Raw genomic sequence first — 17,186 nt, forward strand, 5'->3', positions numbered from 1 at the left:
CGCCGTTCACGAGTCGCGGGGCGGATGAACCTTGGCCGAGACTTCATGCGTTAGGTCGTCACGATCGCGCCGCACGGTGCGATCGGCGCGATGCCAGGGAATCCGATGCCAGGGATTCCATTTTCCAGGGTTCCGATGACGCACCATCAGTCCGACCGCCCGATCTTCGCCGCCCCGCCGCGCCTCTCGGCCCGCCCCCGGCGGCGGGGCCGGACGCGCGCCGCGGCCCTCCTGGGCGCCGTCCTCCTCCCGGGGGTCGTCTTCCTCCCCCGCACGGTCCTGGCGCAGGGCGCCGCCGCCGCCGCGCCGACGGCGACGCTCACGAAGGTGGCGAGCTTCGACCACCAGGTGACAGGGGTCACCGTCTCCAAGGACGGGCGGATCTTCGTGAACTTCCCGCGCTGGACCGAGGACACCGCGGTGTCGGTGGCCGAATTGAAGGACGGCAAGCTGGTGCCGTTCCCGGATGCGGCCTGGAACTCCTGGCGCAACGCCAAGAAGGACGAGATCTCGGCCAAGGATCACTGGGTCTGCGTCCAGAGCGTGGTGGCGAGCCCGAACGGCAACCTCTGGGTCCTCGATCCGGCCGCCCCCGCCATGGCGGCTCTGGTGCCCGGCGGTCCCAAGCTCGTCGAGATCGACCTGAAGACCAACCAGCCCGCGCGCACCATCGCGTTCGACGAGAGCGTGGCGCCGCAGGGCTCCTACCTCAACGACGTGCGCTTCTCCCCCGACGGCAAGACCGCCTACCTCACCGATTCCGGCGCCCGGGGCGCCCTGGTGGTGGTCGACCTCGACAGCGGCCGGGCCCACCGGGTCCTCGACGGCGACCCGTCGACCCAACCCGACACGGGCGTCACCGTGACCTATGACGGCAAGCCCCTGCGCCGGCCGGACGGGCGCGGCGTCGAGTTCGCCGCCGACGGCATCGCCCTCTCCCCCGACGGCAAGACGCTGTACTGGCAGGCGATCAAGGGCAAGACGCTCTACAGCCTGCCCACCGAGACGCTCGCGGGGAGCATCACCACCGCGCTGATGCCGACCGCGCTGGCCGACAAGAGCGTGTCGGGCCGCATCGAGATCGTGGGCGAGAACGGCCCCGCCGACGGCCTGATCATCGCCCGCAAGGACGGCCGGATGTACGTGACCTCGCCGCAGGACGATGCGATCAAGGTGCGCGACCTCTCGGCGAAGGGGAACACCCTGAGCACCGTGGTGCAGGACGCGCGCCTGCGCTGGCCCGACACCTTCGCGGAAGGGCCCGACGGGACGCTCTACGTCACCACCTCGCGCATCCAGGACTCGGCCTTCTACAAGCCCGATGCGCCGGCGGCCCTGCCGACGGAGTTGTGGAGCTTCAAGCCGGGGACCCCGGACGCCACCGGCTCGACCGCCCCCGCGCCGGCCGCGCGCTGACCCGTCCCGCGCCGCCCCGGCCACGGGGCGGCGCGCTCATCGCACCCGCAGCCCATCGAGGACCGATGCCGACGATACGACGACGCGCGCTGCTCGGCGGCGCGGGAGCGGCCCTCGCCCTGCGTGCCTGGCCGGCCGCAGCGGCCCCCATCGTCCGGGTCGACGATCCGCGGCTGAGCGAGGTGGTCGATCCCGGCGCGGTGCTGCGCACCCTCTATGCCGGCGGGCGCTGGTGCGAGGGCCTGTGCTACGCCCCGGGCCTCGGCGGCCTGATCGTCAGCGATGTCCGGGCCAACCGGATGATCCGGATCGCCGACGACGGCGGCACCGGCGTGTTTCGCGACCCCTCGAACAACGCCAACGGCAACACGCTCGACGCCGAGGGCCGCCTCGTCACCTGCGAGCATCGCGGGCGGCGGGTGGTGCGGCGGGAGCCGGACGGCCGCCTCACGGTGCTGGCCGACGCCTTCGCGGGCCGGCCGCTGAATTCCCCGAACGACGCCGCCCTGGCCCCGGACGGCGCGATCTGGTTCACCGACCCCGTCTTCGGCATCACCATGCCGGACGAGGGCCTGATGGCGCCGCCGGCGCAAGGGGCCCGGCGGGTCTACCGGATCGACCCGGCCGGCCGGGTCGAGGGCATGACCGACGCCGTCGGCCAGCCCAACGGCATCGCCTTCAGCCCGGACGGGACGCGCCTCTACGTCAGCGACACCAGCGCCGCCGTGAAGAATCCCGAGGGCGCGCGCACCATCCTGGCCTTCCCGGTGGTGGAGGGCCGGAGGCTCGGCGCGCCCGAACCCTTCGTCACCGTGGAGGCCGGCGTGCCGGACGGCCTCGCGGTGGATGCCGACGGCCGGGTCTATGCCGCCTGCTTCGACGGTGTGCGGATCTATGCGCCCGACGGCACGCCCCTCGGACGCATCGCCACCGCGACCGACGCCGCCAACGTGGCCTTCGGCGGCCCGGACGGCCGGCGCCTCTTCATCGGCGCGGGCGCGCACGTCCTCGCCATCGACCTCAGGGTGCGCGGCCCCGCCCGGGGCTGACCCGCCATGTCCCCCATCCTCGCTCGACCGGATCCCGCCATGACGCTCGCTCGCCGTGACCTCCTCGCCGCCGGCTTCGCCGGTGCCGGCATCGCCGGTACGGCAGCCCTCGCCCGACCCGGCGAGGCCGCGGCCGCGCCGTCCTCCGAGGTCGCCACCCACCGGGCGGCGGGCGGGCTCGAACTCGCGTTCACGGCGAACGCCCCCTCGACCCCCACCGGCCTCGCCATCTCGTCCGGCGGCCGGCGCTTCGTGATGATGCCCCGCTTCACCGCGACGGTGCCCTACACCCTGGGCGAGGTGCTGGCGGACGGGGAGGTCCGGCCCTACCCGGACCTGCCGACGAACCAGCCCGACCCGGAGCAGCCGCAGGCGCGCCTGTTCCACGTGCCCAACGGCGTCTTCGACCGCGACGACACCCTGTGGTGCCTCGATGCCGGCCTGCCGGACGGCTCCGGCCCGCCGGTGAAGGGCGGCGCGAAGCTCGTGCAGATCGATCTCGCCGACAACCGCATCCGCCGCGTGGTGCCCCTGGAGGCCGGCATCACCCCGACCTCGTCGCTCAACGACCTGCGGGTGGACATCCGCGACGGGTACGCCCGCGCCTACGTCACCGACCAGGGCCAGGACGGGGAGGGCGCCATCCTGGCCGTCGACCTCGCTAGCGGCCGGGTGGTGCGACGCCTCGCGGGCCACGCCAGCACCCGGTCGCAGAAGGGCCTCCTCAAGATCGTCGAGGACCGCCCGGTGGTGCAGCGGAAGGGGGAGGGGCCGCCGCGCCCGGTCCAGGGCGGCGCCAACGGCATCGCGCTCAGCCCCGACGGCCGGCGCCTCTACTACGCGCCCCTGATCGGGCGCCGCCTCTACGCCGTGGAGACCGCCGCGCTCCTCGATCCCGGGGCCAGCGACGGGGCCGTGGCGGCCGGCGTCACGGATCTCGGCGAGAAGGGCATGACCGGCGGCCTGACCACGGATTCCAAGGACCGGGTCTACCTCGCCCTGCAGGAGTTCAATGCGGTCGGCCGGCGCGACCCCGACGGCACCGTCACGATCATCGCCTCCGATCCGCGCCTAATCTGGGCCGACACGTTCTGGATCACCCCCGACCGCTGGCTCCACATCTCGTCCGCCCAGGTGAACCGACGCCCGGAATACAACGGCGGCAAGGACCTGCAGGCGCCGCCCTACGCCATCCTGCGGATGCGGATCGACGCCGATCCGGCGTGAGGCGCACGAGGCCTCGGCCCGGGGAACGGCCCAACCGTTCCCCGGCCCTACGTCCGGAGGTTGCAACACAACCTTAAGCCCCCCGCCCTACGATCGGTGCGTGTAGGCCGCATCGGGGCGAGGCATGCCGCAGCGAAGAACGACGATCGACGCCATTCGCGGTCTGTGCCTGATCAACATCTTCGTGAACCACATCCAGGACGGCGCCGTCTCGGCCGTATCGCCCTCCCGGCTCGGCTTCTCCGACAGCGCCGACATCTTCGTCCTGCTCAGCGGCATCTCCATCGCCCTCGCGGGGAGCCAGGCCTCGCGGCGCCGCCTGCCGGACATCGTCGCCCATCTGTGGCGGCGGGCGGCCCGGATCTACGCCTTCGAACTGGTCATCGTCTTCGCGACGCTCGGTCTCCTGGCGGCCATCCTCGCCCTTCGAGGCGTGACGGGCGTGCACGCGCAGGACACCGCCCTGCTGCGGGACCACGGCTTCCCGAACCTGCTGAGCCATGCCCTGACCCTCCGCCAGACGGTGGGCTACTCGTCCGTCCTGCGCCTGTACGTGGCCCTGATGCTGATCGCCCCGATCCTGCTGCGCCTCGCCGGGTGGCGGTTCTGGGCGCCCCTGCCGCCAGCACTGCTGCTCTGGATCGCGGCCGGCCACTTCCATCTGGTGCTGAGCAACAGCCTCTCGGGCGCGCCCTTCGCCCTGACGATCCTGCCCTGGACCCTGATCTTCGCCCTGGGGATCACCATCGGGCAGGGCTTGGTCGACGGCGTCGCTCTGCCGCGTCCCCGGGGGCTGACCGGCCTCGCCCTGGGCTACCTCGTCGGCTACCTCGTCCTGGCGGTGGTCGTGGTTCGTCTCTGGCCGGCGGCCGCGGACTGGGCCGCGACGCGCAACGACGCCTTCTGGCTCGGCGCGAGCAAGACCTACCAGTCGCCCCTGCGCGTCCTGCACGTTCTCGCCCTGGCCTACCTGGTGATGGCCCTGCCGCGCGCCCCGCTCATCCGCCTGCTGCACCAGGTGCCGCGCAACCACCCGCTGACCCGCCTCGGCCGCCGGTCCTTGCCGGTCTTCACCGCCGGCGCGATCGGGGCCGTGCTCGCCAGCGAGGCGCTGGATCTGGCCGCCATTCCCCTGAACGCCGCCTGGCTTCCCCTGCTGCTTCTGGAGGCCGGCATGATCGCGCTATTCGTCGGCATCGCCCTGCGGATCGCCGGGCGCCCGGGCCGGGCGCGGCCCGCCCACCCCGCGCCGCCGGAGGTCCGGGTCGCAGGCCTGCGGGGGACCCCGGCGATCGCCTGACGCCCTATTCCGACCAGCGCAGGGCCGCGGCGGCGGCGAGCGTCCCGATCACGCCCGCGATCAGGCTGAGGGCGCACAGGATGGCCAGCGGCGTGGTGAACGGGACGGTGCCGCCGAGGGCCGATTCACTCGCCGAGACGCCGAAGATCAGCGTCGGGATCATCAGCGGCAGCACCACGACCGCCAGGATGAGGCCGCCCCGGCGGATCGAGGCGGTGAGGGCCGCGCCGACCGCGCCCACGAAGGTCAGGGCCGGGGTGCCCACCAGGAGGGTGAGGGCGGTCGCCGCCATCGCCCGGCCATCGAGGGCGACGAGGAGCCCGAAGAGGGGCGAGGCGAGGGCGAGGGGCAGGCCGGTGGTGAGCCAGTGGGCCAGCACCTTGGCGAGCACCACGCCCTCCAGGGGGGCCGGCGAGCCGGTCATCAGGTCGAGGGAGCCGTCCTCCTCGTCAGCCTGGAACAGGCGGTCGAGGCCGATTAGGGTCGAGAGCACGGCGGCGAGCCAGAGGATCGCCGGGCCGATCCGCGACAGCAGGTTCAGGTCGGGGCCGAGGGCGAACGGCACCAGGGCGACGATCATCAGGAAGAACACGAGGGAGAGCGCCCCCGAGCCGCCGACGCGGGCGGCGAGGGCGAGGTCGCGGGCGACGAGGGCCCTCAAGACGCGCATCACCACCAGACCTCGTCGGCCGCGACCGTCGTCCGGGCCAGCGTCGGTGGGGCGGGTGCGGGCGCCTCGATCCGTAGTTCCTGGGCGTCGGCGAGGCCGAGGGCCTGGTGCGTCGCCGCGATGACGAGGCCGCCCGTCGCCCGGTGCCGCGCCATCATCCCGGCCAGGACCGCCTGCGAGGCGGCATCGAGGGCGGCCGTTGGCTCGTCGAGGAGCCAGAGCGGGCGCCGGCAGACCAGGAGGCGGGCCAGCGCCACCCGCCGGCGCTGGCCGGCGGAGAGATAGGCCACGGGAAGCCGCAGGGCGTGGCCGAGGCCGAGTTCCTCCAGGGCCGCCCGCGGGGTCGCGGTCGGCGCGCCGAGGAGGTCGCGGGCAAAGGCGAGGTTCTCTTCCGCCGTCAGCGGGCTCTTCAGCCCGTCGCGGTGGCCGACCACGTGCAGGCACTCGGACAGGGTCGCCTCGCCGACCTCGCTCGCCGCGACGGTCCCGGCCTCGGGCTTGAGCCGGCCGGCCAGCACCGCGAGCAGCGTCGACTTGCCGGCCCCGTTCCGCCCGGTGACCATCAGCGCCTCCCCCGGCCCGAGGGCGAAGGACAGGTTCGCGAAGATGCGGCGGCCGGACCGGCGGACGGCGAGGTGTTGAGCGGTCAGCCGCACGGGGGGTCCTGAATCATGAGCCTCAAGAGGTGGCGCCTGTCGAGCAGACCGAACGAAGGAATGTGCGGTCTCCGTCCCCCGGCGCTTCGCCCATCGCACGCGGATCGTTCGGTGGCGAGACCCGGGCGCGCAAAATGGACCCAGCCGACGGTCGCACGGTCCGTCGCACCATCCGGAGCCGGGGAGCACCGTGGCGACCGCGATCCGGGCCGGCATGCCGGAGCACATCCCAAACGTGCTATTCGAGCCCTCTCGCTCTCGACGGCTGTGGATCGGACGCTCCCGAGCTTCGCGTGGCTTTCGTGGTACGATCGCTCTCGACCTTCCCTTTCATCACCGCCTTCCTCGATCGTGGGCGAAGGCCCCGAGCCGATGACGTCCCGATACGACGCCGAGACCGACGCCCTCGACGTGCAGCTCGCCGAGGCGAGGATCGTCGGAAGCGAGATCCTCGACGCATCCCGGCATGTGGCCGAGGGGGCGGATCTGGCGCATCTGGTCGCGGCGTAGACCCGCCCTCCGAACAGATCCCACGCGCTGTCAGGCGCCCGGTAGCGGCCAGTTTCGAAGTGTTCTATAACGCGCGCAGGCTGCGCCGCGCGAGATTTCAGGGCGTCCAAATCGCCCTTCGCGCAACATCCTATCCGGGCACCCCCGGGGCGGCGCGCGCTTCATAGCGCTCCCAGCCGAACACGAGTTTTTCGTGGCGCAGGTTATGCCTGCGCGTGTTCGACCAACCGCTCGCGAGGAAACAGAACGCCGTGGCATCGCTCGACAGCTTCCAGTCCCGCCAGACCCTGACGGTCGGCGACAAGGCCTACACCTATTACTCGATCCCGCACGCCGAGAAGGCCGGCCTCGCCGACGCCACCGCGCTGCCCTTCTCCATGAAGGTGCTGCTCGAGAACCTGCTGCGCTTCGAGGACGACCGCTCGGTCAAGAAGGACGACATCTCCGCCACCGTCGCCTGGCTCGGCAACAAGGGCAAGACCGAGACCGAGATCGCCTTCCGGCCGTCGCGCGTGCTGATGCAGGACTTCACCGGCGTGCCCGCGGTGGTCGACCTCGCGGCGATGCGCGACGCCATGGTGGCGCTCGGCGGCGACCCGCAGAAGATCAACCCGCTGGTGCCGGTCGACCTCGTGATCGACCACTCGGTGATCGTCGACGAGTTCGGCACGCCGAAGGCGCTGGCCGACAACGTCGCGCTCGAATACTCGCGCAACGGCGAACGCTACACCTTCCTCAAGTGGGGCCAGTCGGCCTTCGACAACTTCTCCGTCGTGCCGCCCGGCACCGGCATCTGCCACCAGGTGAACCTCGAGTTCCTGTCGCAGACCGTGTGGACGAAGCAGGATCCCGATGCTTCGGACGGCACCGAGCTCGCCTATCCGGACAGCCTCGTCGGCACAGATTCGCACACCACCATGGTGAACGGCCTGGCCGTGCTGGGCTGGGGCGTCGGCGGCATCGAAGCCGAGGCCGCGATGCTCGGCCAGCCGCTCTCCATGCTGATCCCCGAGGTCGTCGGCTTCAAGCTGTCGGGCAAGCTGCCCGAGGGCACCACGGCCACAGACCTCGTGCTCACCGTCACGCAGATGCTGCGCAAGAAGGGCGTGGTGGGCAAGTTCGTGGAATTCTACGGCCCCGGCCTCGACGACATGGCGGTGGCCGACCGCGCCACAATCTCCAACATGGCCCCCGAATACGGCGCCACCTGCGGGTTCTTCCCGATCGACCAGAAGACCATCGACTTCCTCACCGTCACCGGCCGCGCCGACGACCGGATCGCCCTGGTGGAGGCCTACGCCAAGGCGCAGGGCATGTGGCGCGACGCGGCCACGCCGGACCCGGTCTTCACCGACACGCTCGAACTCGACATGGGCGACGTTCGCCCGTCCCTGGCCGGCCCCAAGCGTCCGCAGGACCGGGTGCTTCTCGACGGCGCCAAGCCGGGCTTCGCGCAATCCATGGAGACCGAGTTCAAGAAGGCGGCCGACCTCGCCAGTCGCTACCCGGTGGAGGGCGCCAACTTCGACATCGGTCACGGCGACGTGGTAATCGCCGCGATCACGAGTTGTACCAACACCTCGAATCCGAGCGTGATGATCGGCGCCGGGCTCCTCGCCCGCAACGCGGTCGCCAGGGGCCTGCGCTCGAAGCCCTGGGTGAAGACCTCCCTGGCGCCCGGCTCCCAGGTGGTGGCCGAGTACCTCGAGAGCGCCGGTCTGCAGACGCCCCTCGACGCGCTCGGCTTCAACCTCGTCGGGTTCGGCTGCACCACCTGCATCGGCAACAGCGGACCGCTGCCGGCCGCGATCTCGAAGGCGATCAACGACAACGACGTCGTCGCCGCCGCGGTACTCTCGGGCAACCGCAACTTCGAGGGCCGCGTGAACCCGGATGTCCGGGCGAACTACCTGGCCTCGCCGCCGCTGGTGGTCGCCTACGCGCTGGCCGGCTCGATGCAGATCGACATCACCACCGAGCCCCTGGGCACGGGCTCCGACGGCCAGCCCGTCTACCTAAGGGACATCTGGCCCTCGAGCGCCGAGGTCCAAGAGTTCATCGAGGCCAACATCACCTCGACTCTGTTCAAGTCCCGCTACGCCGACGTGTTCGGCGGCGACGACTACTGGAAGGCCGTCGAGGTCACCGAGGCCGAGACCTTCCAGTGGGATTCGACCTCCACCTACGTGCAGAACCCGCCCTATTTCGAGGGCATGCAGAAGACCCCGGCCCCGGTGGAGGACGTGGTCGACGCCCGCATCCTCGGCCTGTTCCTGGACTCGATCACCACCGACCACATCTCGCCGGCAGGCAACATCCGGGCGAATTCCCCGGCGGGCGCCTACCTGCAGGAACACCAAGTCCGTGTGCAGGACTTCAACCAGTACGGCACCCGGCGCGGCAACCACGAAGTCATGATGCGCGGCACCTTCGCCAACATCCGCATCAAGAACCAGATGGTCCGCGACGAGTCCGGCAACGTGGTCGAGGGCGGCTGGACCCTGTTCCAGCCCTCCGGCGAGCGGATGTTCATCTACGACGCCGCGCAGAAGTACCAGGCCGATGGCACGCCCCTCGTGGTCTTCGCCGGCAAGGAGTACGGCACCGGCTCGTCGCGCGACTGGGCGGCCAAGGGCACCAAGCTCCTGGGCATCCGCGCCGTGGTGGCCGAGAGCTTCGAGCGCATCCACCGCTCGAACCTCGTCGGCATGGGCATCGTGCCCCTGGTCTTCCAGGGCGACACCTCCTGGGCCTCCCTGGGCCTGAACGGCGACGAGACGGTCTCGATCCGGGGCCTGTCCGGCGACCTGAAACCGCGCCAGACCATGATCGCCGAGATCACCTCCGCGGACGGCACGAAGCGGGAGGTGCCCCTGACCTGCCGCATCGATACCCTCGACGAGCTCGAGTACTTCCGCAACGGCGGCATCCTGCCCTACGTGTTGCGCTCGCTGGCCGCGTAAGACTTCGCCGCCTCTTCGAACCGCGATCCCGAGGCCTCGCCCGAAAGGGCGGGGCCTTTTTCATGCCCAGAAGCCTTGTAAAACTTCCCTCAGGTTAACAAATTCCAAATAATCAAACCTAGAGTTTGATTATTTGGCGGAGGCCGGTCGCGGCCACCGTGAACCGAGGAGCGAAGCGATGTCGGCAATGTCCTACCCCTGCTACAAGATGAAGAAGGATGCGAAGGGACAGTGGTACTGGGTCTACTACGCCAAGAACGGCGAGGAGATCTCGAGGAGCAGCGAGAGCTACGCGGCGAAGGCGGATAGCCTGCACGGCCTGAAGCTCAACAAGGCCTCGGGCAACGATCCGATCTACGAGGTTTGAGACGACGCGCCGGAGCGCAGTCAGGGCACGCCGCCGCGGTCGGGATCGGCGTGCCCGCCGCATCCCGCTTGACGCCACGGCGCGCCCGGTCGAAACCGCGACGCATGACGATGCGTCCCATCCTCCTGACCAACGCCACATTGTGCGATCCGGCCACGGGCCGGCAGGCGCCCGGGCATGTCCTCGTGCGCGACGGCCTGATCCAGGATGTCGGCTGGGGGCCCGTCGCCGGGGTGCCGGACGACGCCGAGACGGTCGATTGCGGTGGCCACGTCCTCAGCCCCGGCCTCATCGACCTGCGCGCCTTCGTGGGCGAGCCCGGCGCCGAGCACCGCGAGACCTTGGCCAGCGCCAGCGCGGCCGCCGCCGCCGGCGGCGTCACCACCCTGGTCTGCATGCCGGACACCAACCCGGTCATCGACGGGCCGGCCATCGTCGACTTCGTGCTGCGCCGTGCCCGCGACACGGCCAGCGTCCACGTCCTGCCCGCCGCCGCCATCACTAAGGGCCTCGCCGGCCAGGAGATGACCGAGTTCGGCCTCCTGCAGGAGGCCGGGGCCGTGGCCTTCACCGACGGCCTCAAGGCGGTGGCGAACGCCCAGGTCATGCGGCGCGCGCTGACCTATGCCCGCGACTTCGGCGCCCTGCTGATGCAGCACGTGGAGGAGCCGGACCTCGTCGGCGACGGCGTGATGAACGAGGGCGAGATGGCCTCCCGCCTCGGGCTCCTCGGCATCCCGCGCGAGGCTGAGACGGTGATGCTGGAGCGCGACATCCGCCTCGTGCGCCTCACCGGCGCCCGCTACCACGCGGCGATGATCTCCTGCGCGGATTCGGTCGAGATCGTGCGCCGGGCCAAGGCGGACGGGCTGCCGGTCACCTGCGGCGCCTCGGTGAACAACCTCGTCCTCAACGAGGGCGACATCGGCCATTACCGCACCTTCTGCCGACTCTCGCCGCCGCTGCGCCACGAGACGGACCGGCTCGCCCTGGTGGCGGGCCTCAACGACGGCGTGATCGACGTCGTTGTCTCCGACCACAACCCGCAGGACGTCGAGACCAAGCGCCTGCCCTTCGCCGAAGCGGCCGACGGGGCGCTCGGCATCGAGACCCTGCTGGGCGCGGCCCTGCGGCTGGTCCATACCGGCGACGTTGCCCTGCCGCGCCTGCTGGCGGCCCTGACGGCGAACCCGGCGGCCCTTCTCGGGCGCGCCGCCGGCCGCCTCGCGACCGGGGCGCCGGCCGACTTGGTGCTGATCGACCCAGACCTGCCCTACGTCCTCGACAAGCGCACCTTGAAGTCCCGCTCCAAGAACTCGCCCTTCGACGAGGCGCGCCTCCAGGGAGCCGCCGTGCTGACGATGGTGGCGGGCCGCATCGTCTTCCGGGCCCCCGCCGAGACCGAGGCCGCCGCGTGATCGCTCTGAACATGCTGCCGTGGCCCGTCCTGCTGGCGGCGCTGGCGGGAGGCTACCTCCTCGGCTCGATCCCGTTCGGGCTGATCCTGACCCGCTATGCCGGGCTCGGCGACGTGCGGGCGATCGGCTCCGGCAACATCGGCGCCACCAACGTCCTGCGCACCGGGCGTAAAGGGCTCGCGGCCGCCACCCTGCTGGGCGATGCGCTGAAGGGCACCCTCGCGGTGCTCCTCGCCGGTCGCTTCGGACTGGAGGCGGCCCTGGTGGCGGGCTTCGGCGCCTTCCTGGGGCACCTGTTCCCGGTCTGGCTCGGGTTCAAGGGCGGCAAGGGCGTCGCGACCTTCCTGGGCGTCCTGCTGGCCCTGAGCCCGCTGGGCCTCCTGGCCTTCGCGGCGATCTGGCTGGGCCTCGCCTTCACGCTGAAATACTCCTCCCTCGCGGCGCTGGCGGCCTCGGCTTTGACGCCCCTCGTCCTGTGGGCCCTGGGACAGCCTGCGGTTGCATGCCTGTTCCTCCTGCTCGCCATCCTGCTATGGTGGAAGCACGCGCCCAACATCCGCCGGCTGATCGACGGGACCGAGGGGCGCATCGGGCAGAAGGGCTGAGGCTCGCCGCCCGCTCCGGGAGGGGAGGGCGATGCAGCTCACCGATGCCCAGCGTCTCGACTGGCTGCGCCTCATCCGCAGCGAGGGGATCGGCCCGCGCAGCTTCCGCACCCTGGTCAACCGCTTCGGCGGCGCCGGGCCGGCCTTGGACGCCCTGCCGAACCTCACCGGCCGCAGCGGCCGGCGCATCACGCCGCCGAGCCGGGAAGAAGCCGAGGCCGAGCTCCGCGCGGCCGGTCGCCTCGGCGCCCGCCTCGTCGCCCTCGGAGAGGCGGATTACCCGAAGCTGCTGCAGGCCGCCGATTCGGCACCGCCGCTGATCGCGATCCGGGGTGAGGCCGCGATCCTGAACCGCCCGGCTATCGCCCTGGTCGGCTCGCGCAACGCCTCCGCCGCCGGCCTCGCCTTCACCGAGCGCCTCGCGCGCGGGCTCGGCGAGGCCGGGCTCGTCGTGGTCTCGGGGCTGGCGCGGGGCATCGATGCCCGCGCCCACCGGGCCGCCCTGGCGCGCGGTACGGTGGCAGTGCTGGCGGGAGGACAGGACCGGATCTACCCGGCCAACCATGAGGCCCTGGTGGAGGCGATCCTGGAGGCGGGCGGGGCGGTGCTGGCCGAGATGCCGATGGGGTGGGAGCCGCGCGGGCGCGACTTTCCCCGGCGCAACCGCATCATCTCCGGCCTTGCCTACGGCACCGTCGTGGTGGAGGCCGCCCGCCGCTCGGGCTCGCTGATCACGGCCCGCTTCGCCCTAGAGCAGGGCCGGGAGGTCTTCGCCGTGCCGGGCTCTCCCCTGGATCCGCGGGCGGAAGGCACCAACGACCTGATCCGCCAGGGCGCGACCCTGGTCTCCGACGCCGCCCACGTCACCGACGTCATCGCCCCGCTGCTGGCGGGGGGCAGCGAGGCGCGCAGGGTGGAAGCCCTGGCCGTCGACCGGCCGGACCTCGCCGACGCGCCGATCTTCTGGGACGAACTCGACGTGGACGGCATCGTCCTGCCGCTCCCCGCCGAGGATTTCGCGGCGCCGGAGCCGGTGGACGACCGCGCCCGCCTCATCGCCTATCTGAGCCCGACCCCGATCGGAACCGACGAACTGGCGCGCACCGCCGGCCTCAGCGTCCGGGTCGTCCAGACCACCCTGCTCGAGCTGGAGCTCGACGGGCGCATCGAGCGCCACGGCAGCGGGTCGGTGTCCCTGGTGGGCTGAGGGCCGTCACGCGTCGTCGTCGGGCGCCTCCTCGCCCAGGGCGCGGCGCATCTGGTCGAGGCAGCCCTGCAGGATGTAGGCGGCGGCCAGCATGTCGACGACCTCGCCGCGCTTGGCCCGCGAGGCATCCGCCGCGATGAGGGCGCGAGTGACGGCGGCGGTGGAGAGGCGCTCGTCGCAGTAGAGGACGGGCAGGGGCAGCAGCGGCTTCATGTTGCGCACGAAGGAGCGGGTCGACTGGACCCGCGGGCCCTCGCTGCCGTCCATGTTCAGGGGCAGGCCGATGACGAGGCCGCCGACGGCGTGCCGCTCGCACAGGGCCGCCAGATGCTTCACGTCGGGGGTGAACTTCACCCGCCGGATCGTCTCCAGGGGCGAGGCGATCTGACGCCCGACATCCGAGAGGGCGAGCCCGATCGTCTTGGTGCCGAGGTCGATCCCGATGAGGCGGGGGCCGCCCTGCGACGCCTCCGCGAAGGCCCGCATCTCGGCCTCGTCCATGTCCGTCGCTCTCCCGTGCCGCCGCCCGTCCTGCGCGATCCGCTCCCGGCCGGCAAGGGGATCCTCGCGGATCAGTGCAGGCCGGCCGACCCTTCGGTGCCGTCGCCCACGAAGCTGGCGGGGAGGGGCTCGGCGCCCATGCCGAGGATGCCCCGCACGGCAGTCCCCTGGCTCCGCCGCATCAGGTCGACGAGGTCGGCCCCGCCGAAGCGCACCGATTCGAGGTCGGCGCCCAGGACCCAGATCTCGTACTCGTCGCGCCCCGGCACCACGTCCCAGAACAGGAACTCGCCGGCCTCCGACCGGCCGAAGAAGCCGGCCCGTTCGACGACGCTGGGATCGTCGCCCTCCACCTCGAACCGATGCTCGGGCCGGTCGCCGAGGACGGAGGCGATGCTGTGGGCGATCAGCTCGGACTGGGCGACGAGGTCCGTCTCGGGCGCCTCGCTTGGGACCGCCACGCGAAAGGAGCCGTTGGCGAGCCCGGCCCCGAGGGTCCGGCAGAAGGCGCGGTAGCTCTCGGGCAGGCCGTAGCCGAACTCCGCCTCCGCCCGGTCGAGGGCCGCCTCGGTCGCCACCGGACCCGGCGCGCAGGGCGAGAACACCGTCTCCCACATGAATCTGATCTCCGGCTCGTCGTTAACCTTGAGAAAACGTTGTCATAGCCTTGCGGGGACCGGATCGGCCAGAGCATCGTTAACGAACCGTTACGACGCTGGAAGCCAACCGCATGCCCCTGCCGCCCCACGCGACGACACCCGCACCACGCCGGATGCCCCTGCGGCACAAGTTGATGCTGGCCCTGGCCTGCGAGATCCTGCTCGTCGGGTTCCGACAGGCGGATCGCGGGCCGGCGCGGGCCGGGATCCTCATCGAATCACCGGTACAGCCGCATCACGCGATCGCCTGAGGCGTCCGGGCCGCTCCGCCCGATCCGGCCCCCGCGCGGCCCCGCCGTTGCGAGCGCGGGAAGGCGGGTGCTATAGCCCGGCCCGACGCCCCATCGCCCGCGGAACCCCGACGGGCTGCGGATGGGGGCCTGAGGATCTGAAGACAGCATGTCGGTCGACGCAACGACGGTGAGGCGCATCGCGCACCTGGCGCGCATCGCGGTGAGCGAGGACGAGGTCGCCCCCCTGCAGGGCGAACTGAACGCGATCCTGGCCTTCGTCGAGCAACTCGGCGCGGTCGACGTGACGGGGGTCGAGCCCATGACCTCGGTCACCCCCATGGCGATGAAGAAGCGCGCGGACGCGGTCACCGACGGGGCCAAGGCCGACGCCATCGTGGCCAACGCCCCCGAGACCGAGGACCACTACTTCCTCGTGCCGAAGGTCGTCGAGTAGGCGCACGCGCCGCCGACCTCAAAACCCGGCCGCCCCGAAGGACGGTCCGCCCGGCGCCCGAACGGCGACGGCGGCTGTGCCCCGGGACCCACCAGGACGAGCGCCCAGGACTCTCGCAACCCATGACCTCTCTGAACGAACTCACCCTGGCGGAGGCCCGCGACGGGCTCAAGGCCAAGGACTTCTCCGCCACCGACCTGACCCAGGCGCATCTCGACGCCATGGAGAAGGCGCGGGCGCTGAACGCCTACCTCGTCGAGACGCCGGACCGGGCCCTGGCCATGGCGGAGGCGGCCGACACGCGGATCGCCTCCGGTGAGGCCCGTCCGCTGGAGGGCATCCCCCTCGGGATCAAGGACCTGTTCTGTACCGAGGGCGTGGCGACCACCGCCGGCTCGAAGATCCTCGAGGGCTTCACGCCGGCCTACGAATCGGCCGTGACCGCCAATCTCTGGCGCGACGGCGCGGTGATGCTCGGCAAGCTGAACCTCGACGAGTTCGCCATGGGCTCGTCCAACGAGACCTCCGCCTATGGCGACGTGGTCTCGCCCTGGCGCCGGGCCGGATCGGACGCCAAGCTGGTGCCGGGCGGCTCGTCGGGTGGCTCGGCGGCGGCGGTGGCCGCCCATCTCTGCCTCGGCGCCACCGCGACCGATACCGGCGGCTCGATCCGCCAGCCCGCCGCCTTCACCGGCACCGTCGGCATCAAGCCCACCTACGGGCGCTGCTCGCGCTGGGGCACGGTGGCTTACGCCTCCTCCCTCGACCAGGCGGGCCCGATCGCCCGGACGGTGCGCGACTGCGCCATCCTGCTCGGCTCGATGGCCGGCGCGGACGCGCGCGACACCACCTGCGCCGACCTGCCCGTGCCCGACTTCGAGGCGGCGGTGGCCCGCGGCGTGAAGGGCCTGACCATCGGCATCCCGAAGGAATACCGGGTCGCGGGCATGTCGGCCGAGATCCAGGCGCTGTGGGACCGGGGCGCCGCGATGCTGAAGGATGCCGGCGCCACGGTGCGGGAGATCTCGCTCCCGCACACCCCCTACGCCCTGCCGGCCTACTACATCGTCGCCCCGGCCGAGGCCTCCTCGAACCTCGCCCGCTACGACGGCGTGCGCTACGGCCTGCGCGTGCCCGGCAAGGACATCGCCGGGATGTACGAGAACACCCGCGCCGCCGGCTTCGGCCGCGAGGTGAAGCGCCGGATCATGATCGGCACTTACGTGCTCTCGGCCGGCTACTACGATGCCTACTACGTGCGGGCCCAGAAGATCCGCACCCTGATCAAGCGCGACTTCGAGCAGGCCTACGCCGCCGGTGTCGACGCGATCCTGACGCCCGCGACCCCGTCGGCCGCCTTCGGCATCGGCGAGAAGGGCTCGGGCGATCCGGTCGAGATGTACCTGCAGGACGTCTTCACCATCACGGTGAACATGGCGGGCCTGCCCGGCATCTCGGTGCCGGCCGGCCTCGACGCGCAGGGGCTGCCCCTCGGGCTCCAGCTCATTGGCCGGCCCTTCGACGAGGAGACGCTGTTCGCCGCCGCCCAGGTGATCGAGGACGCCACCGGGCGGACCAGGCTGCCGGCGGTGTGGTGGGCATGAGGCGCACGCGATGACGGTCCCGGTCTATCCTTTCGACGTCTGGATCTGGGCCGCCTTCGATCCGGTGCTGATCGCCATCGCCCTGGTGATGGGCTGGAAGTCGGACCAGTTCGTCAAGGTTATCCTCGTCTCGCTGATGGCCTTCGCCGTCTCGGTGCTGGTGTCCTGGGGCGTCACCGCGATCGGTATCCCGTGGCCGGCGCCGGTGAGCCACGACGGGCCGACCTTCTTCCCCGTGCGCTGGATCGCCGCCTTCCTGTGGGGCGCCCTCGGTTTCCTGGCGCACCAGCTCTACCGCCTGCGCGCTTGACCGGGCGGGCCGACACTTCCACCTTTCCGGCGCGTAC

At 71.6% G+C, this 17,186-nt stretch carries 18 protein-coding genes; 14 read left to right on the top strand and 4 right to left on the bottom strand.

Annotation, left to right across the window (positions count from 1 at the left end; translation table 11 throughout):
• The first annotated feature begins 135 nt into the window (after window positions 1-135).
• The 4 genes from ASG63_RS21475 (at window position 136) to opgC (ending at window position 4,992) form a co-directional block, all read left to right on the top strand.
• A complete protein-coding gene (locus tag ASG63_RS21475) occupies window positions 136-1,416 on the top strand; it encodes an SMP-30/gluconolactonase/LRE family protein (protein ID WP_082559450.1) in 1,281 nt (426 codons plus the stop codon).
• A gap of 65 nt (window positions 1,417-1,481) precedes the next feature.
• Window positions 1,482-2,465, top strand: a complete 984-nt coding sequence (locus ASG63_RS21480) for an SMP-30/gluconolactonase/LRE family protein (RefSeq protein ID WP_244479996.1) — start codon at window positions 1,482-1,484, stop codon at window positions 2,463-2,465.
• Window positions 2,466-2,504: 39 nt separating this feature from the next.
• Entirely contained in the window at window positions 2,505-3,692 is a 1,188-nt protein-coding gene (locus ASG63_RS21485; RefSeq protein WP_056221513.1) for an SMP-30/gluconolactonase/LRE family protein, read from the top strand.
• A gap of 124 nt (window positions 3,693-3,816) precedes the next feature.
• Entirely contained in the window at window positions 3,817-4,992 is a 1,176-nt protein-coding gene (gene opgC, locus ASG63_RS21490; RefSeq protein ID WP_056221516.1) for an OpgC domain-containing protein, read from the top strand.
• A gap of 4 nt (window positions 4,993-4,996) precedes the next feature.
• Here opgC and ccmB read toward each other — a convergent pair whose 3' ends face one another.
• Together ccmB and ccmA are read right to left on the bottom strand one after the other, a co-directional pair.
• On the bottom strand, window positions 4,997-5,662 hold the full coding sequence (gene ccmB, locus ASG63_RS21495; protein ID WP_056221519.1) for a heme exporter protein CcmB: 666 nt from the start codon (window positions 5,660-5,662) through the stop codon (window positions 4,997-4,999).
• The gene (ccmA, locus tag ASG63_RS21500; protein WP_056221523.1) at window positions 5,662-6,318 is read right to left on the bottom strand and encodes a heme ABC exporter ATP-binding protein CcmA; all 657 of its coding nucleotides are present in this window, start codon (window positions 6,316-6,318) and stop codon (window positions 5,662-5,664) included. The genes ccmB and ccmA overlap by 1 nt, the downstream gene beginning before the upstream one ends.
• A 372-nt stretch (window positions 6,319-6,690) precedes the next feature.
• Here ccmA and ASG63_RS26085 point away from each other — a divergent pair, with 372 nt between their 5' ends.
• The 6 genes from ASG63_RS26085 to dprA all read left to right on the top strand — a co-directional run bounded on the left by ASG63_RS26085 (window position 6,691) and on the right by dprA (window position 13,388).
• The gene (locus ASG63_RS26085; RefSeq protein ID WP_200927214.1) at window positions 6,691-6,828 is read left to right on the top strand and encodes a hypothetical protein; all 138 of its coding nucleotides are present in this window, start codon (window positions 6,691-6,693) and stop codon (window positions 6,826-6,828) included.
• Window positions 6,829-7,079: 251 nt separating this feature from the next.
• Entirely contained in the window at window positions 7,080-9,791 is a 2,712-nt protein-coding gene (gene acnA, locus ASG63_RS21505) for an aconitate hydratase AcnA (RefSeq protein WP_056221525.1), read from the top strand.
• Between the two features lie 178 nt (window positions 9,792-9,969).
• Entirely contained in the window at window positions 9,970-10,158 is a 189-nt protein-coding gene (locus tag ASG63_RS21510; RefSeq protein WP_056221527.1) for a YegP family protein, read from the top strand.
• Between the two features lie 110 nt (window positions 10,159-10,268).
• Window positions 10,269-11,576, top strand: coding sequence for a dihydroorotase (locus tag ASG63_RS21515; protein WP_056221790.1), 1,308 nt, complete (start codon window positions 10,269-10,271; stop codon window positions 11,574-11,576).
• Window positions 11,577-11,587: 11 nt separating this feature from the next.
• Complete coding sequence (gene plsY, locus ASG63_RS21520) at window positions 11,588-12,181, top strand: glycerol-3-phosphate 1-O-acyltransferase PlsY (RefSeq protein ID WP_056221792.1); 594 nt, start codon at window positions 11,588-11,590, stop codon at window positions 12,179-12,181.
• 31 nt (window positions 12,182-12,212) lie between these two features.
• Window positions 12,213-13,388, top strand: a complete 1,176-nt coding sequence (dprA, locus tag ASG63_RS21525; protein WP_056221531.1) for a DNA-processing protein DprA — start codon at window positions 12,213-12,215, stop codon at window positions 13,386-13,388.
• A 6-nt stretch (window positions 13,389-13,394) separates the two neighbouring features.
• Here dprA and ruvX read toward each other — a convergent pair whose 3' ends face one another.
• Window positions 13,395-13,889 (bottom strand): Holliday junction resolvase RuvX, encoded by a 495-nt coding sequence (gene ruvX, locus ASG63_RS21530; protein ID WP_056221534.1) that lies wholly within the window; start codon window positions 13,887-13,889, stop codon window positions 13,395-13,397.
• Window positions 13,890-13,960: 71 nt separating this feature from the next.
• Entirely contained in the window at window positions 13,961-14,506 is a 546-nt protein-coding gene (locus ASG63_RS21535; RefSeq protein ID WP_056221536.1) for an SMI1/KNR4 family protein, read from the bottom strand.
• 113 nt (window positions 14,507-14,619) lie between these two features.
• Here ASG63_RS21535 and ASG63_RS25720 point away from each other — a divergent pair, with 113 nt between their 5' ends.
• From ASG63_RS25720 to ASG63_RS21550, 4 genes are all read left to right on the top strand, one after another.
• Window positions 14,620-14,799, top strand: a complete 180-nt coding sequence (locus ASG63_RS25720; protein ID WP_156389640.1) for a hypothetical protein — start codon at window positions 14,620-14,622, stop codon at window positions 14,797-14,799.
• Window positions 14,800-14,947: 148 nt separating this feature from the next.
• On the top strand, window positions 14,948-15,235 hold the full coding sequence (gene gatC, locus ASG63_RS21540; protein ID WP_056221539.1) for an Asp-tRNA(Asn)/Glu-tRNA(Gln) amidotransferase subunit GatC: 288 nt from the start codon (window positions 14,948-14,950) through the stop codon (window positions 15,233-15,235).
• 122 nt (window positions 15,236-15,357) lie between these two features.
• Window positions 15,358-16,839: an Asp-tRNA(Asn)/Glu-tRNA(Gln) amidotransferase subunit GatA gene (gatA, locus tag ASG63_RS21545; RefSeq protein ID WP_056221543.1), complete on the top strand. Its 1,482-nt coding sequence runs from the start codon at window positions 15,358-15,360 to the stop codon at window positions 16,837-16,839.
• Window positions 16,840-16,849: 10 nt separating this feature from the next.
• Window positions 16,850-17,149 carry a hypothetical protein gene (locus tag ASG63_RS21550; protein ID WP_056221545.1) on the top strand — a complete coding sequence of 100 codons (300 nt, stop codon included), beginning with the start codon at window positions 16,850-16,852 and terminating at the stop codon, window positions 17,147-17,149.
• Window positions 17,150-17,186: the final 37 nt, after the last annotated feature.

The organism is Methylobacterium sp. Leaf94 (assembly GCF_001426045.1).
Lineage (GTDB): Bacteria > Pseudomonadota > Alphaproteobacteria > Rhizobiales > Beijerinckiaceae > Methylobacterium.

Excerpts from the sequence above, each read along its gene's own strand:
- ASG63_RS21475 (WP_082559450.1), top strand. The coding sequence starts at position 136 with ATGACGCACCATCAGTCCGACCGCCCGATCTTCGCCGCCCCGCCGCGC.
- ASG63_RS21480 (WP_244479996.1), top strand. The coding sequence starts at position 1,482 with ATGCCGACGATACGACGACGCGCGCTGCTCGGCGGCGCGGGAGCGGCC.
- ASG63_RS21485 (WP_056221513.1), top strand. The coding sequence starts at position 2,505 with ATGACGCTCGCTCGCCGTGACCTCCTCGCCGCCGGCTTCGCCGGTGCC.
- opgC (WP_056221516.1), top strand. The coding sequence starts at position 3,817 with ATGCCGCAGCGAAGAACGACGATCGACGCCATTCGCGGTCTGTGCCTG.
- ccmB (WP_056221519.1), bottom strand. The coding sequence starts at position 5,662 with ATGCGCGTCTTGAGGGCCCTCGTCGCCCGCGACCTCGCCCTCGCCGCC.
- ASG63_RS26085 (WP_200927214.1), top strand. The coding sequence starts at position 6,691 with ATGACGTCCCGATACGACGCCGAGACCGACGCCCTCGACGTGCAGCTC.
- ASG63_RS21510 (WP_056221527.1), top strand. The coding sequence starts at position 9,970 with ATGTCGGCAATGTCCTACCCCTGCTACAAGATGAAGAAGGATGCGAAG.
- ASG63_RS21515 (WP_056221790.1), top strand. The coding sequence starts at position 10,269 with ATGCGTCCCATCCTCCTGACCAACGCCACATTGTGCGATCCGGCCACG.
- plsY (WP_056221792.1), top strand. The coding sequence starts at position 11,588 with ATGCTGCCGTGGCCCGTCCTGCTGGCGGCGCTGGCGGGAGGCTACCTC.
- dprA (WP_056221531.1), top strand. The coding sequence starts at position 12,213 with ATGCAGCTCACCGATGCCCAGCGTCTCGACTGGCTGCGCCTCATCCGC.
- ruvX (WP_056221534.1), bottom strand. The coding sequence starts at position 13,889 with ATGGACGAGGCCGAGATGCGGGCCTTCGCGGAGGCGTCGCAGGGCGGC.
- ASG63_RS21535 (WP_056221536.1), bottom strand. The coding sequence starts at position 14,506 with ATGTGGGAGACGGTGTTCTCGCCCTGCGCGCCGGGTCCGGTGGCGACC.
- ASG63_RS25720 (WP_156389640.1), top strand. The coding sequence starts at position 14,620 with ATGCCCCTGCCGCCCCACGCGACGACACCCGCACCACGCCGGATGCCC.
- gatC (WP_056221539.1), top strand. The coding sequence starts at position 14,948 with ATGTCGGTCGACGCAACGACGGTGAGGCGCATCGCGCACCTGGCGCGC.
- gatA (WP_056221543.1), top strand. The coding sequence starts at position 15,358 with ATGACCTCTCTGAACGAACTCACCCTGGCGGAGGCCCGCGACGGGCTC.
- ASG63_RS21550 (WP_056221545.1), top strand. The coding sequence starts at position 16,850 with ATGACGGTCCCGGTCTATCCTTTCGACGTCTGGATCTGGGCCGCCTTC.